The organism is Pseudoalteromonas sp. SA25, from assembly GCF_011378705.1.
GTDB classification, from domain to species: Bacteria; Pseudomonadota; Gammaproteobacteria; order Enterobacterales; family Alteromonadaceae; genus Pseudoalteromonas; species Pseudoalteromonas arctica.
Genome location: NZ_WTKV01000002.1, coordinates 21,708 through 36,756, shown reverse-complemented (window position 1 = coordinate 36,756; position 15,049 = coordinate 21,708). Strand labels below are relative to the sequence as shown.

14 protein-coding genes are annotated in these 15,049 nt (G+C 38.6%); 13 read left to right on the top strand and 1 reads right to left on the bottom strand.

What is annotated here, in order from left to right; genetic code table 11:
• Positions 1–68 precede the first annotated feature (68 nt).
• Positions 69–815 (top strand): transporter substrate-binding domain-containing protein, encoded by a 747-nt coding sequence (locus GQR45_RS01680; protein WP_165724925.1) that lies wholly within the window; start codon positions 69–71, stop codon positions 813–815.
• Here the strand turns inward: GQR45_RS01680 and GQR45_RS01675 are convergent.
• Positions 804–1,619: a thioesterase family protein gene (locus tag GQR45_RS01675; RefSeq protein ID WP_165724924.1), complete on the bottom strand. Its 816-nt coding sequence runs from the start codon at positions 1,617–1,619 to the stop codon at positions 804–806. The genes GQR45_RS01680 and GQR45_RS01675 overlap by 12 nt on opposite strands.
• A 242-nt stretch (positions 1,620–1,861) precedes the next feature.
• On the opposite strand from GQR45_RS01675, the gene dnaK reads away from it, so the two are divergent.
• The 12 genes from dnaK (at position 1,862) to GQR45_RS01615 (ending at position 15,029) form a co-directional block, all read left to right on the top strand.
• On the top strand, positions 1,862–3,775 hold the full coding sequence (gene dnaK, locus GQR45_RS01670) for a molecular chaperone DnaK (protein WP_008171317.1): 1,914 nt from the start codon (positions 1,862–1,864) through the stop codon (positions 3,773–3,775).
• A 202-nt stretch (positions 3,776–3,977) separates the two neighbouring features.
• The gene (gene dnaJ / locus GQR45_RS01665; RefSeq protein ID WP_010553942.1) at positions 3,978–5,117 is read left to right on the top strand and encodes a molecular chaperone DnaJ; all 1,140 of its coding nucleotides are present in this window, start codon (positions 3,978–3,980) and stop codon (positions 5,115–5,117) included.
• 98 nt (positions 5,118–5,215) lie between these two features.
• Positions 5,216–5,677 (top strand): Cys-tRNA(Pro) deacylase, encoded by a 462-nt coding sequence (ybaK, locus tag GQR45_RS01660; protein ID WP_010553941.1) that lies wholly within the window; start codon positions 5,216–5,218, stop codon positions 5,675–5,677.
• Between the two features lie 150 nt (positions 5,678–5,827).
• The gene (locus GQR45_RS01655; protein ID WP_165724923.1) at positions 5,828–6,232 is read left to right on the top strand and encodes a DUF1761 domain-containing protein; all 405 of its coding nucleotides are present in this window, start codon (positions 5,828–5,830) and stop codon (positions 6,230–6,232) included.
• A 91-nt stretch (positions 6,233–6,323) separates the two neighbouring features.
• The gene (locus GQR45_RS01650; RefSeq protein ID WP_010553939.1) at positions 6,324–6,692 is read left to right on the top strand and encodes a response regulator; all 369 of its coding nucleotides are present in this window, start codon (positions 6,324–6,326) and stop codon (positions 6,690–6,692) included.
• A 147-nt stretch (positions 6,693–6,839) separates the two neighbouring features.
• Positions 6,840–7,091, top strand: a complete 252-nt coding sequence (locus GQR45_RS01645; RefSeq protein WP_010553938.1) for a hypothetical protein — start codon at positions 6,840–6,842, stop codon at positions 7,089–7,091.
• Between the two features lie 203 nt (positions 7,092–7,294).
• On the top strand, positions 7,295–7,558 hold the full coding sequence (locus tag GQR45_RS01640) for a hypothetical protein (protein WP_010553937.1): 264 nt from the start codon (positions 7,295–7,297) through the stop codon (positions 7,556–7,558).
• 170 nt (positions 7,559–7,728) lie between these two features.
• Positions 7,729–9,459 carry a cache domain-containing protein gene (locus GQR45_RS01635; protein ID WP_165724922.1) on the top strand — a complete coding sequence of 577 codons (1,731 nt, stop codon included), beginning with the start codon at positions 7,729–7,731 and terminating at the stop codon, positions 9,457–9,459.
• Positions 9,452–10,816, top strand: a complete 1,365-nt coding sequence (locus GQR45_RS01630) for a sigma-54 dependent transcriptional regulator (RefSeq protein ID WP_010553935.1) — start codon at positions 9,452–9,454, stop codon at positions 10,814–10,816. The genes GQR45_RS01635 and GQR45_RS01630 overlap by 8 nt, the downstream gene beginning before the upstream one ends.
• Before the next feature lie 174 nt (positions 10,817–10,990).
• Positions 10,991–11,947, top strand: coding sequence for a porin (locus GQR45_RS01625; protein WP_024593158.1), 957 nt, complete (start codon positions 10,991–10,993; stop codon positions 11,945–11,947).
• Between the two features lie 9 nt (positions 11,948–11,956).
• Positions 11,957–13,432 carry a DASS family sodium-coupled anion symporter gene (locus GQR45_RS01620; RefSeq protein ID WP_165724921.1) on the top strand — a complete coding sequence of 492 codons (1,476 nt, stop codon included), beginning with the start codon at positions 11,957–11,959 and terminating at the stop codon, positions 13,430–13,432.
• A 178-nt stretch (positions 13,433–13,610) separates the two neighbouring features.
• Entirely contained in the window at positions 13,611–15,029 is a 1,419-nt protein-coding gene (locus GQR45_RS01615; RefSeq protein ID WP_206008495.1) for a coniferyl aldehyde dehydrogenase, read from the top strand.
• Positions 15,030–15,049 lie beyond the last annotated feature (20 nt).

Sequence of the window (15,049 nt, the reverse complement as noted above, 5' to 3'; positions counted from 1 at the left end):
TTTGCTATATTTAATACATTAATACAACGCGTTCTGCCATCAAGCTGTTCGTTATATAAAGGAAGCGTGTGAAATATTATTTTTACTACATATTAGTGTGGCTCTTTGTTTGCTCGCAAAATGCTGTGGCTATTAATAAAGAGCGAGAGGTAATGATCGCTGCGAGCGCATCAATTCCACCCTATGTTTTTGTAAAAACGGACTCGGGTATACACCTAAATTTAATAAAAGCCGCGTTAAAGGCCAATGGATTTGCCAATATTAATATGCAATATATGTCGAATAAACGCGCTGAGCATCAATTACATAATAATGGAGTAGATATACTTTTAAATTATGCTGGAGGAATTAGTGCGGGTATTTATCCAAGTAAAACGGTACTTAGTTATGAAAATGTAGCTATTACACTCAAGCGAAATAGATATAACATTGATAAAATAGAAGGCACGTTTAATAAAAACGTTCTTGCTTTTCAAAATGCAACGGCATATCTGCCTCCTATATTTAAAAGGAATGTTAAACACTTTAGCTCATATCAAGAGGTTATTAATCAAAAAGCGCAGGTAGATAAGCTGTTAAAAGGTTGGGTTGATGTAATTGTGTTAGATAAGCGTATTTTTTACTATTACTACAATCGGCATAAATCCCCCGAAGCTGTGCAAATTTACACTTTATTTCCAAAAGCAGATCGACCTGCTTATTTTAATAACCTCGTTTTAGCTACTGAGTTTGATATTGGTTTGGCGCTCATCAAGCAAAATGGTACTTATAAAAGGATTGTTGATGAAGGCCAAACCCATTCATCAATCAAATAAAGCCACTGTTTGACGTGTAAGCGCTATTAGCTCACCCGACTGCGACCATATACAGCCATCCTCTAAACCGTATCCATCTTTTGAATGATGAGTAATTGCTTCAAAGCCAAGCCATTCTCCAGGTGTTAAGTTTGGCTCTTGCACAAATTCTAAATACCACGACATGCTACTTGCAGGAGCGGGTTGTTTAAACATTTGTAAAAGTGTTGGCGGCCATGCATCGGTAAGTGCAATCACATGGGCTTCAGTTATTTGTTCGGGCGTATGTTTAAACCGCATCCAGCCACCTAAGTGAGAAGTTTCTGCACTACTAAATGGCATAGCACCTTGTTGGGGGCATAAATCAACATGTTGGAAAAATTCAGGCATCTGACCTTTTATAAAAGGTAACGTGTGGCGCTCATCTACTGGCTTTAAACCCAAAGACTTCGAAACAGGCACATTAATACCCGACTCTCTACTTTTAGCAAAACACGCTTGTACAATTACGCACACTTGTTCATTTTGAATCGCTTTGGCAAGTACCTGTGTACTGCTTTTACCTTGGCGCAGTATTTCAACAGACAATGAAAAAGAGGTATCGGCAAGTAATGGCCCTACAAAATTAGTACTGAGTGAAAGTAAGCGACGATCATCCGTTACCTTGCCTCTGATTGCTTGATATAACAGCGCAGCCGAAAGCCCACCAAAAGCAGTTCTGCCCTGACACCAGTTTTCTGGGAATTGCATTGTGCTAGTTGATTGTTCGGTATTGTCTAAATTTCCAATTTTTGAAGCTTGCTGAAGTAATTGTTCAAAATGCATAGAAGATATCCTTTTGTAGTGCGATTTAATAAATTTATAACACAATCAAACTAGTCAGACCAGTAATTAAAAGCGTCCCTGGCGGTGTAAAAATCACCATTCCTTACAATTATTAGGGTTATTTTGTAAATAAATCATAAAAAATGAATTTTTTTTCATTTTTACAGTTGAAATAAGTTTGGCGCATCCCTATTTACTATGTCATCGAACGTATTAACGAATATTGAAGTTGGAGAAGTTTCATGGGTAAAATTATTGGAATCGATTTAGGTACTACAAACTCTTGTGTTGCAGTACTTGATGGTGGCAAAGCACGTGTTATTGAAAACGCGGAAGGCGATCGCACAACCCCGTCTATTATTGCTTACACGCAAGACGGCGAAACATTAGTAGGTCAATCTGCTAAGCGTCAAGCGGTTACTAACCCGACAAACACATTATTTGCAATTAAGCGTTTAATTGGTCGTCGTTTTGAAGACGAAGAAGTACAACGCGATATCGGCATCATGCCGTTTAAAATTGTTAAAGCTGATAACGGCGATGCATGGGTAGAAGCGGGCGGCGAAAAACGCGCTGCACCACAAATTTCTGCTGAAGTACTGAAAAAAATGAAGAAAACAGCTGAAGACTTCTTAGGTGAAGAAGTAACTGAAGCCGTAATCACAGTACCTGCATACTTTAATGATTCACAACGTCAAGCTACGAAAGATGCTGGTCGTATTGCGGGTCTTGAAGTTAAACGTATTATCAATGAGCCAACGGCTGCGGCACTTGCTTACGGTATGGATAAAAACCGTGGCGAAAACGTAGTTGCAGTATATGACTTAGGTGGCGGTACTTTCGATTTATCAATCATTGAAATTGATGAAGTTGAAGGCGAGCACACTTTTGAAGTACTTGCTACAAACGGCGACACTCACTTAGGTGGTGAAGATTTCGATAACCGCGTAATCAACTACTTAGTAGCTGAATTCAAGAAAGATCAAGGCTTAGACCTTAAAAATGATCCGCTTGCAATGCAACGTGTTAAAGAAGCTGCTGAAAAAGCAAAAATTGAACTTTCATCTGCACAGTCTACAGAAGTAAATCTTCCGTATGTAACTGCTGATGCATCTGGTCCTAAGCACATGAACGTGAAACTAACACGTGCTAAGCTTGAGTCACTAGTTGAAGATTTAGTAACTAAAACAATTGAGCCACTTAAACGTGCACTTGCTGATGCTGATTTATCAGTAAGCGACATCAACGACATTATTCTTGTTGGTGGTCAAACACGTATGCCTTTAGTACAAAAAATCGTTGCAGAGTTCTTCGGTAAAGAACCTCGTAAAGATGTCAACCCTGATGAAGCAGTAGCCGTAGGCGCAGCGATTCAAGGTGGTGTACTTGCTGGTGACGTTAAAGATGTACTATTACTAGACGTTTCTCCATTATCTCTAGGTATTGAGACAATGGGTTCAGTAATGACTGCATTGATTGAGAAAAACACGACGATTCCTACTAAGAAATCGCAAACGTTCTCAACAGCTGAAGATAATCAATCTGCTGTAACAATTCATGTACTTCAAGGTGAGCGTAAACGTTCAAGCGACAATAAATCTCTAGGCCAATTTAACCTAGAAGGTATTCGTCCAGCACAACGTGGTACACCACAAATCGAAGTAACATTTGATGTTGATGCCGATGGTATCTTACATGTATCTGCGAAAGATAAAGATACAGGTAAAGAGCAAAAAATTACGATTCAAGCATCTTCAGGCTTAAGCGATGACGAAATTGAAGCGATGGTTCGTGATGCAGAAGCACATGCTGAAGACGATAAAAAGTTTGAAGAACTTGTAGCTGCTCGTAACCAAGCTGACGCTTTAGTTCACGGTACACGTAAGCAAATTGAAGAAGCTGGCGATGCATTACCAAACGAAGACAAAGAAGCAATTGAAGCGGCTGTTGTAGATTTAGAAGCTGCAATTAAGAGCGACAATAAAGAAGAGATTGAAGCTAAAACTCAAGCTCTTGCTGAAAAGTCTCAAAAACTAATGGAAATTGCTCAAGCGAAAGCACAGCAAGGTTCAGCAGACGCTGGCGAACAACAGTCAACTAAGCAAGACGACGACGTTGTTGATGCAGAGTTCGAAGAAGTGAAAGACGACAAGTAATTGTTGCTACCGCTTCTCGCTAGCCAAAAACACTTAACTCAGTTAGGTGTTTAGGTTAGGATGAACAATTGAGGCGCGCGAGCAATAGCTTGTCGCGCCTTTTGCATGTATTCAAGGTTTAAAAATTCAATGATAAATCGATGCGATTTATCGGTTTATCCAGCAGCTTACGCTGTAAACAGAAAAGAGTAGTGTGATAGATATGTCAAAACGCGATTATTACGAAGTCCTCGGCGTAAGCAAAGATGCGAGTGAGCGAGACATAAAAAAAGCGTATAAACGCTTAGCGATGAAATATCATCCAGATCGTACCGCAGGCGATAAAGATCTCGAAATAAAATTTAAAGAAGTTAAAGAAGCGTACGAAATACTAACCGATGATCAAAAACGTCAAATGTATGACCAACATGGTCACGCAGCCTTTGAACAAGGTGGTGGCGGTGGTCACGGTGGTTTTGGTGGCGGACATGGTGACTTTGGTGATGTATTTGGCGATGTATTTGGCGATATTTTTGGTGGCGGCGGTGGTCGACGTCAATCTCGCCAACAACGTGGATCTGATTTACGTTACAACATGGACTTAAGCTTAGAAGAAGCTGTTCGTGGTAAAGAAGTTGAAATTAAAGTACCTACATGGGTTGGTTGTGAGCCATGTGATGGCAGTGGTGCTAAAGCGGGTTCTAAGCCTAAAACATGTACTACATGTCATGGTGCTGGCCAGGTGCAAATGCGCCAAGGTTTCTTTGCTGTTCAGCAAACGTGTCCAACGTGTCAGGGACAAGGTCAAATTATTTCAGACCCTTGTAACAGTTGTCATGGACAAGGCCGCGTAGAAAAAACTAAAACGCTTTCAGTTAAAATTCCAGCTGGCGTTGATACAGGCGACCGTATCCGCTTAACGGGTGAAGGCGAAGCCGGAATGCATGGCGCGCCATCGGGCGACTTGTATGTGCAAGTATCGGTTCGTGAACATGAAATATTTGTACGTGAAGCGAATAATTTATATTGTGAAGTACCAATTAGCTTTACTACAGCAGGCCTTGGTGGCGAAATTCAGGTGCCAACACTTGATGGTCGTGCAAAACTTAAAATACCGTCTGAAACTCAAACGGGCAAAATGTTCCGTATGCGTGGCAAAGGTGTTAAGTCTGTACGCAGTGGTGCACAAGGCGATCTAATTTGTAAAGTGGTAATCGAAACGCCAGTTAATCTTAACGAGCGTCAACGTGAACTACTTCAAGAGTTAGATGAAAGCATGGGCACAGATAGCTCTAAAAACCGTCCTAAAGAGCAAGGCTTTTTTGACGGTGTTAAAAAGTTTTTTGATGATTTAACTAAATAAATTTAAATTATTATAAACAAAAAAACGACGCTTTTAGCGTCGTTTTTTTTTGCTTTAAACTTAATTTTTGTTACTGTGAATAAAAAAGATGAAACAGCATGACACCAGCAATAGATCTACTTAAAAAGCAAAAAAAAACCTTTGAAGTCCTCAGTTATGAGCACGATAAGAATAATAGCCACTACGGGCTTGAAGCCGTTGAAAAGTTAAATTTAGACAGTGCACAAGTATTTAAAACCTTAGTACTTGAAACACATGAAGGGCAACTGATTGTTGCTGTTACACCTGTATCTCAACAAGTCAATTTAAAACAGTTAGCTAAACTATGTGGTGCTAAAAAAGTAATTATGGCTGCCCCACAAAAAGTACAAGTTAGTACCGGTTATATTTTAGGAGGGGTGAGTCCGCTTGGACAAAAAAAACGTCTAGCTACGTTTATTCATAGCAGTGCTTCTCTCTTTGACACTATTTATGTGAGCGCCGGAAAAAGAGGCTTAGAAATAGCACTCTCGCCAACTGATTTAGCCTTATTGACCAATGCAAAATTTGGCGATTTATAAATTTTATTTTTATAATTATCTTCTATACCAAAAATTAATTTAAGTTAGGCCATTTGCTCAATCCCCTATTTATAACTACATTGGGAGTATCTTTATACCGTTAATATTTAATACCAAACGGTATTACACTTTTTGTATACGGCTGTTTGTATGAACCTTTTAGATGTTGATTATTTTGCGATACTAGTGGCTACGCTGTCTTCTTTTATGCTTGGTGGTATATGGTATTCAAAAGCTCTCTTTAAAAATGCATGGCTAGAAAGTATTGGCTTAACTGATCTGGATTTACAATCGGCTAACCCTAAGTTGATATTTGGTGGCAGTTTTTTTTTAGTTTTTATAGCGGCTTTAATGCTATCTCTTTTTTTAGGTAAGGATGCAAGCGTAGGTGAAAGTATAGGAGCCGGCTTTGTGATCGGCTTTTTTTGGATCAGTAGTTCATTTGGATTGAGTTATATATTTGAGCAACGCCCTCTAAAGCTTTTTTTAATTAACGGGGGGTACCATATTTTACAATTTTCGTTAATGGGGCTCATTTTAGGGATATGGCCGTAAGATTTAAATAATCAGCAAATCCAAATTTGATCCTTATCTACGAGTAGAGTAGTTTTATATAATCCCGTTATACAATTTGGTAAAGAAACTAATGAAAATATTAGTTGTTGATGATATGCCACTCATGCGACACGTACTAATTAATATGCTTAGAAAACTAGAGTATAGCAATATCGTTGAAGCAACTGATGGATTGCAAGCTTTGGTATTTCTGCGTAATCAACATTTCGATTTGGTTATTACTGACCTTCATATGCCAAAAATGGATGGCGTTAGTTTACTTACTAACATTCGAAAAGATAAAGAACTCGCTGATATTCCCGTTTTAATGGTTACTTGTGAAGACAGTACAGATAAAGTTAAGCAAGTTATTGCAGCTAAGGTATCAGGGTTTATAGTCAAACCTTTTAATATGAATGTATTGTCATCTCAGTTAAACCGCTTCTTTTTTAAAGATTAGGATGTGTTTATTTTATAAGGGCTATATTTTAATGGGCCTTTATAGATTAAGTCTGCCGTATCTAAATTCTAAGTCAGAGGTGGTAACCTTTACCCATCTAAACTGATATAATTGCTAATTACTCTTTATATAATACCGCAGGACGTAATGGCAAAACCCAACAAAAAAGGCCCTACTAAAACGGTTGATATTTTTTGCTCTGCTTGTAAAGCCTCTTTATTTAAATATCGAAAAGGGGGGAAAGGAGCATTAATTAAGTGCTTTAAAGAGCGTATTAGCCAAGACTTTACAACAGAGGCTTGTATTTGCCCTAACTGTAGCCGGCCATTTGCCCGAGAAGCGATTATTCGCGGTGCGCCGGCCTATAAAATAATTGGCGGCAAAGTAACCTTTAAATAAGGTATATGAAGTAATACTAAACCGCAATAATACTTAATTAAGCGAATAAGTATAAAGCCTTGTGCATGCGGACATATGGCCTTGTTAGAATTTACCATATTGATAGAATCGCCCGGTTTGCTGTTTCAATGAATGAAAAAATACCCTCCCCATGGATCGGGCCAGTTTATTGGGTTATTTAAAAATGGATAAAGGATAGTTTCGTGATAGCACTCTTATTTGACATCATAGGCATGACAGGTACTTTTTTAGTAGTTGGTTCATTTTTTTTACTGCAGCTAGGTAAAACATCTCCAGCTAGCTTAACGTATAATATGATGAATTTAACAGGGGCAATTTTACTGTTAATTAGCCTTTGTTATAACTTTAATTTAGCGAGCTTTGTAATCGAAATATTTTGGATTGCAGCGTCGTTAATTGGCTTATATAAATATGTTAAAAATAGATCAACATTAGCTACAAATTAATTGTTTTTTAATTTAATGCTAAACAGATCGCTGTAAACGTAGTTGTTTACGGCGATTTTTGTTTTTAAACACTTTAAAACTGTTGTTAACAAAAAGTTTATATCTCTGCTAGAGATTAGCCGTTACACTAGCGCCCTAAAATTTTCTTGGCTATTTTTTGCGAGTTCTTCATGTTTTCTTTTTCTAAAAAAATCATTACTGTTTGTGTGTTACTCGTACTTATATTAGTTGTTACGTTTTGGCTTGGTCGTTCTCATGATGTTGAGCAAGCAACCTACCAGGCTGAGCGCCAAGTTACGCAATTAAATAACTATATTGATACTGAGCTTGCTCGTTTTTCTGCTATTCCCCAGTTACTTACCTATAACTCGTTAATGATAGACTTTGTAGATGCGCAGCCACAGCACTATAACGCTATTAATAACTACCTTGCTGATATTCAACAAGCTAGCGGTTCCTCAGATATTTTTGTTCTAAATACTCAAGGCGAAGTTATTGCCAGTAGTAATTGGCAAGCAGATTATACTTTTTTAGGTAGCAACTTTGCGTTTAGACCTTATTTCAAACGTGCATTTGCAGGCGAAAAAGTAGCGTACTTTGCATTAGGCATGCGCTCTAAAGAGCGTGGTATTTACTTTTCACAAGCAGTATATCGCGACAATAAAGCCATTGGTGTTGTTGTGTTAAAAGTGAATGTAAGTAAATTTGAGGATGACAGAGAGCTTCTAAATACTTCAAAGGGTAGTCACTTTTTTTTGCAGCTTGCAGATGAGGTAATTGCAATGTCAGATATGCAAACGTGGCGATTAAACAGCTTCACTGAACTTGATATAACTATGCGCAGAGATATTAAATCTCGTCGGGCTTATTTAGATCATCAGCCTTTGTATATTAAGCAGTTTCAATTTTCTAATGAAGGTATTAAACATTTAAAAATAGATAAAAAACTTTACGTAATGTCGCAAAGACCTTTACGATATTTTAATGCCACAATGAACGTACTTGTTGATATAACAAAAGTTAATTCAGCTCAACTGCCTCGCTTATTTTGGGTATTTATTATCTGTAGCTTAGTTATTATTATTAGTTATATTTTATTAACTCGGTTTGCGGGTTATAAAAAGCTGGTGTACTCCAGACATAGCCTTGAACTTGAAGTCCTTGAGCGCACTCAGGCTTTGGAAAAAGTACAAACGGCTTTAGTGCAGTCTGCAAAGCTTGCGACAATAGGACAGCTAAGTGCAGGAATCAACCACGAAATAAACCAGCCGCTCAGTGCTATTAATACTTATTTAGCTTCGGCAAAGCGTTTATTAGCTAAAGGAAATACTTCAGCACTTGGTGAAAGCTTAGTAGTGATTGAGGGATTAGTTAATCGAGTGCACCAAATTGTAGGTCAGTTAAAGCATTTTAGTAAACCTTCAAAAATGCAGCTCAGACCTTACCCTCTTGCAGGGCTTGTTAATAACGCATTAATGATTTCTAGCGCGCAGTTAAAGCAAGATAACGTACAAGTAGAGCCACCTCAGTTTGATGAAACAGTCGTTGTGTGGGTCGATTCGCTTAAATTTGAACAAGTACTCGTTAATTTAATTACTAATGCTAGCCAAGCTATGAATGGTGCAATTATTCGTAACTTAAGTTTTCAACTGGAGTGTTTTGAAGAGCGAGTAAAACTGTCGATTTTAGATACTGGCTCTGGTATTGAACAACATGCATTTGGTAATTTGTTTGAACCTTTTTATAGTACTAAATCAAGTAAAGGTTTAGGCCTTGGTTTATCTATATCAAAACAAATAATAGATTCGTTTAATGGTTGTTTGAGCGCGCACAATCGAGTTGAAGGCGGGGCTGAATTTATAATTAGCCTCTCTAACAGGCAGGAAAATAAAGATGATTGATAGCTCCCCATGTAATCACATAATAGTCATTGATGATGAAGCAATGATCAGAGACTCTTTAAAGCAATTGCTCACTCTCGAAGGATACACCGTTGAGTGCTTTAATGACGCAAGTACCGCTCTTAGCAAACTCAATAGGCGCTTTGCTGGAGTTGTGCTGAGCGATATAAATATGCCGAACATGGATGGCTTAACGCTTTTAGAGCAAATAACGGCTTTTGATAGTGAGCTCCCTGTAATATTTTTAACTGGTTACGCTGATGTATCGATAGCAGTTAAAGCGATGCAATTAGGTGCGTATGATTTATTTGAAAAACCAGTTAACGAACATCTTCTTGATTGCATAGCACGAGCGTGCGACAAACGAAGCCTTGTTATGGAGAACCGCGCATTAAAAGTGGCTGTACAGAAAACCTCAGCCCCAGGTGTACGCATACTAGGTGACACACCTAAAATGCAACACATGATGCACTTATTAAACACAATTATAGATACCCCAACCGATGTAATGATTGAAGGTGAAACTGGCACAGGTAAAGAACTTGTAGCGCGGTATCTACACGATCAGAGTAATCGCTCTAGCTGTAATTTTGTTGCTATTAATTGTGGCGCAGTACCAGAGCAGTTAATAGAAAGCGAATTGTTTGGTGCAGCAAGTGGTGCCTATACAGGGGCTACTCAAAGTCGAAAAGGTAAGTTTGAATATGCACAAGGTGGTACGGTCTTTTTAGATGAAATAGAAAGCACTCCAATGGCACTGCAAGTTAAGTTATTACGCGTATTAGAAGAGCGAAAAGTAACACCTGTAGGCGATAACAAAGCAATTGATTTAGACATCAGAATTGTTGCAGCTACAAAAGTAGACTTACTTGCGTTAGTTGAAAAGGGTGATTTTAGAGCTGATTTATACTACAGACTTAGTTTGGTTAACGTTAATATTCCGCCATTACGAGAGCGAAAAGCTGACATATTACTTTTGTTTAAACACTTTAGCTCTATTGCTGCAACTCGCTATCATAAGCCGCCGGCGGCAGTAAATTACGAAATACAACAGCGGTTAGTTGCCTATGACTGGCCGGGCAATGTGAGAGAGCTAAGAAATCAAGCAGAGCGAGCTGTATTACTTGGTGCCGAACTTGCTTTTGCTGAAGTTAAAACACAACAATTAGGTGGCTTATCTCCCGATTTAAGCTTATCTGAAAAAGTCTCTTTTTATGAGCAGTCACTTATTGAGTACGCGCTTGAGCAAAACCACGGCAGTATTAAAAACACCATGGAAACACTGCAAATTGCTCGTAAAACACTTTACGATAAAATGAGTAAATACAATCTTAATAGAGATATGTTTACTGACTAAATGTGTGGGTTTGGTGACAAGACCCACTTTCTTATGTGTGGTAATTCACACCCTTTTATTTAAATTAAACGACTTATTTTAGTAAGCTATTGAAATAGATTGCTTTTATACACTTGGCAGTAAAGTTGCCTTATTAGCGCTACAACAAGTAGATTCTAATAATTAGGGCACACGATGACAAAAACTACACACACCTGTATTTTATTTCTATCCTATGGTTGCTTAGCTACGTTTTCACACACATCTTTTGCTGCAGAGTACGCTGTATACGGTAAAGCTGAAGTACAAATTGCCAGTACTGATACGGGCATAATGCGTTATGCCGAAGAGGGTACTCAAATTGAAGCGCCATACTCGCGTATTGGTATTAAGGGCGATCATAAACTTAACGAATATTTAAGTGCTGTTTTTAAATATGAGGTACAAGTTAAAGGTTTTGAAGAAGATGATACGCAAGAGCCTTTCACAGCACGTAATACTTACTTAGGTTTAAAAGGCGCGTTTGGTGAAGTTGTTGTAGGTCGTAACGACACTCGTTTTAAATACTCTGAAGGTAAACTCGATAACTTTAACGAAACTCAAGCCGATATGGCACAGGTTATTGCAGGCCAAGACCGCCTCGGTGATACTATAACTTACACCTCAAACTATTGGCATAATACGCAGTTTTCATTTACTTATGCGCCAAAAGATGACAATAAAGACGATAAAGCAGGCTTTGCTGCTACGCTTATTTATGGCGACCGTAATTTAAAAAGTACTTCATATTATGTGTCGTTCAGTCATGTAGATTCACTTAACAATGTAAAAGCAAGCCGCCTTGTTGGTGTTTATAAGTTCGAACAATTACAGTTAGGTGCGCTGTACCAGCATTCAGAATCAGTAGATGGCAGTAAGTCGGGCAATGGTTACGTATTAAGTGCCAGTTATACACTTGATAAGTGGGTGCCAAAAATTCAATTTGCTAAAGATGACTCAACTCTTCGTCAAGCATCTGAGGCAACGCAATGGAGCACAGGCCTTGACTATGTATTTGATAAGCAAACAACAGCTTACCTTTTATATACCGATCTTAATTTAGAAGAACAAGACGACAGCAGTGTTGCGCTTGGTCTTAAATACAAGTTTTAGAGGCTAGCCATGACAGATAATATATTGACGCAAGAACCAGGTAAGAACAGACATTTTCAATGGCTTTTTTTAGTACTGGGCCCTTTAGTAATGCTATTAACATGTTTACTCGATCCACCAACGGGTATGTCTGTAGCCGCATTTAAAACCGCAGGTTTAGCGTTTTGGATGGCATCGTGGTGGGTAAGTGAAGTTGTACCAATTCCGGCAACTGCATTGCTACCACTGGTAATATCACCACTGGCTGACATAGCAGCAATAAAAAGTGTGGCCGCGCCGTATGCACACCCGTTAATCTTTTTATTTTTAGGCGGGTTTTTAATCTCAATTGCTATGGAGCGTTGGGGGTTACATAAACGTATTGCGCTAAGCACTATGCTATATGCGGGTAAAAAACCAAGTTTACAAATTTTAGCTATGATGCTGGTAACCGCATTTTTGTCGATGTGGATGTCTAATACGGCTACAGCCGTAATGATGCTACCTATTGCACTTTCAATTACCAGTTTAGTTAAGCAATCAGACCCGGGTAATGAAGGGTTTGGTAAGGCTTTACTGTTATCAATCGCTTATGGTGCAAGTATTGGTGGTATTGCTACTTTAATCGGTACTCCGCCTAATGCCTTAATGGCTGCTTACTTATCAGATAGTTACCAAATAGAAATTGGCTTTGCTCAGTGGATGATTATAGGTGTACCTCTGTCTTTAAGCATGCTAATTATTAGCTGGGTTTGGCTTACTAAATTTGCGTATAAAGTAGATGCTAATGTTAAAAACGATCAAAAAATTGATACGAAAGCGGTATTTTCAACGCAGTTAAAAAACCTTGGAGTAATGCAACGTGCAGAAAAAGGCGTGTTGTTTGTATTTGTACTTGCTGCACTTTGTTGGATATTTAGACCTTTATTAGGTGATATAACAGGTCTTAATATTTCAGATACTACAATTGCAATTGCGGCGGCATTGCTGTTGTTTGTAATGCCAGCGAATAAAGACAAAGATGAGCGTATTCTTGATTGGCATCACGCGTCAGAGGTACCGTGGGGTGTGCTACTTTTGTTTGGAGGCGGATTAACATTAGCATCTCAAATAAAATCATCAGGTCTTGCTGATTTTATTGCCCAAATGATAGAAGGTGTAAGTACTATTCCACTTGTTATGAGCGTACTTGTTGTTGTGGCATTAATTACGTTTTTAACGGAGATCACGAGTAATACAGCGACTGCTGCTGGCTTTCTTCCTTTGTTAGGACCCGTTGCAGAATCTATAACAGGTTCGCCACTTGTATGGGTTATTCCTGCCGCTATTGCATGTAGTTGCGCATTTATGATGCCAGTAGCGACACCACCAAACGCTATCGTTTTTGGCTCTGGGCAAATTCAAATGCGCGACATGATAAGAGCCGGCTTTGTGCTAAATATTGTCGCCATTGTATTAATTACGCTAGTGACAATGACTATCGCAGCGCAAGTATTTGGCTTTTAAAGCTGTACTAAATTAGTTCCAAACAGTAGCTTTGTTTATATTTACAGTTTTAAACAAAGCTACTCTTTATACTTATTTATATTGCTCAAGAAGCTCTTTTTTAGATAATTAGTGTTATTGCTCGAAAAACAGAACAAGGTTATAGTCTGCGGTAACTTTAAAAATTGAGTAATCTATTTTGAGCACCGACACATCACAGGCAATGCCTTTAATTCCCCAATTTGATGAATTGCAAAAAAGCTTTCTCGAAACACCTTACTTGCCAATTGATAAACGTCTCGTTTTATTAAAAAAACTCCGTGTACGTATTGTTGAACTTGAGCAAGAGCTAGTAGATGCTGCTTCAAAAGACTTTGGTTACAGAACCGCTTTCGATACTTTACTTGGCGATATATTGCCTACGGTTCAAACACTCGCGCACATTATCAAAAAGCTACCAAAATGGGCAAAGCCAAGTAACCGCTCTGTAGGTTTAAGCTTGTGGCCTTCAAAAGTAAGTGTTAATTACCAACCTAAAGGTGTGGTTGGTATTATTGCACCGTGGAATTACCCCATTCAGTTAGCGTTAGTACCTGTGCTTACCGCCATAGCTGCCGGTAATAGAGTGATGCTTAAATTAAGCGAGTTTACACCTCACACAAACGCCGTTATCGAAAAAATATTTAAAGACGACATGCAAACGCATTGCAAAATAATACAAGGCGGTAGCGACGTAGCCGCGCAGTTTTCATCACTGCCATTTGCTCATTTATTATTTACGGGGTCATCGGCCGTTGGTAAATTAGTAATGGCGTCAGCGAGTCGTAATTTAACACCAGTAACGCTCGAACTCGGTGGTAAATCGCCAGTTATTATTACGCAAAATGCCGATATTAAAAAAGCGGCGCAAGCTTTACTGTTTGGAAAAATGGCCAACGCAGGGCAAATATGCGTTGCACCCGACTACGTATTTGTACCCAAAGAGCTTGAGCATCAATTGGTTCAGCAATTATGCGAGCTTTATAAAAAGCACTTTAAAGACGGTGTTGAAGGTAAAAACTTAACCTCTATTATTAGCGATGCACACTATAAACGTTTAGCAACCTACTTAGAGCAAGCCCAAGAGCTTGGCGCAAACATTATTAAGCCACTTGAGCAAAACCAGCAAGATGAGCAAAAACATCGTATGGGGCTGCACTTAGTGACTCAAGTTACTGACGAAATGCAGCTTATGCAAGATGAGTTATTTGGCCCAATACTACCAATAATGAGTTATGACAAGCTCGACAGCGCAATTGACTATATTAAAGCCCATCACCACCCATTAGCGCTTTATATTTTAGGACAAGATAAGCACGCTCAAGAATACATTATGAAGCAAACAATCAGTGGAACTGTGGCAATAAACGACACGCTAGTGCAAGTAACTGCTGACGATGCTCCTTTTGGTGGTGTAGGGCACTCAGGAATGGGGCATTATCATGGTATAGAAGGGTTTTTAACGTTCAGTCATGCAAAAAATACGTTAGTATCGGGCTCGTTTAATCCTCGCATTGTTATGCTACTAAAACAAAGCAAACTTATTATTAAGCTACTAAAGTGGCTTTACATAAAATAAGAGTATGTTGATTTTGTAAA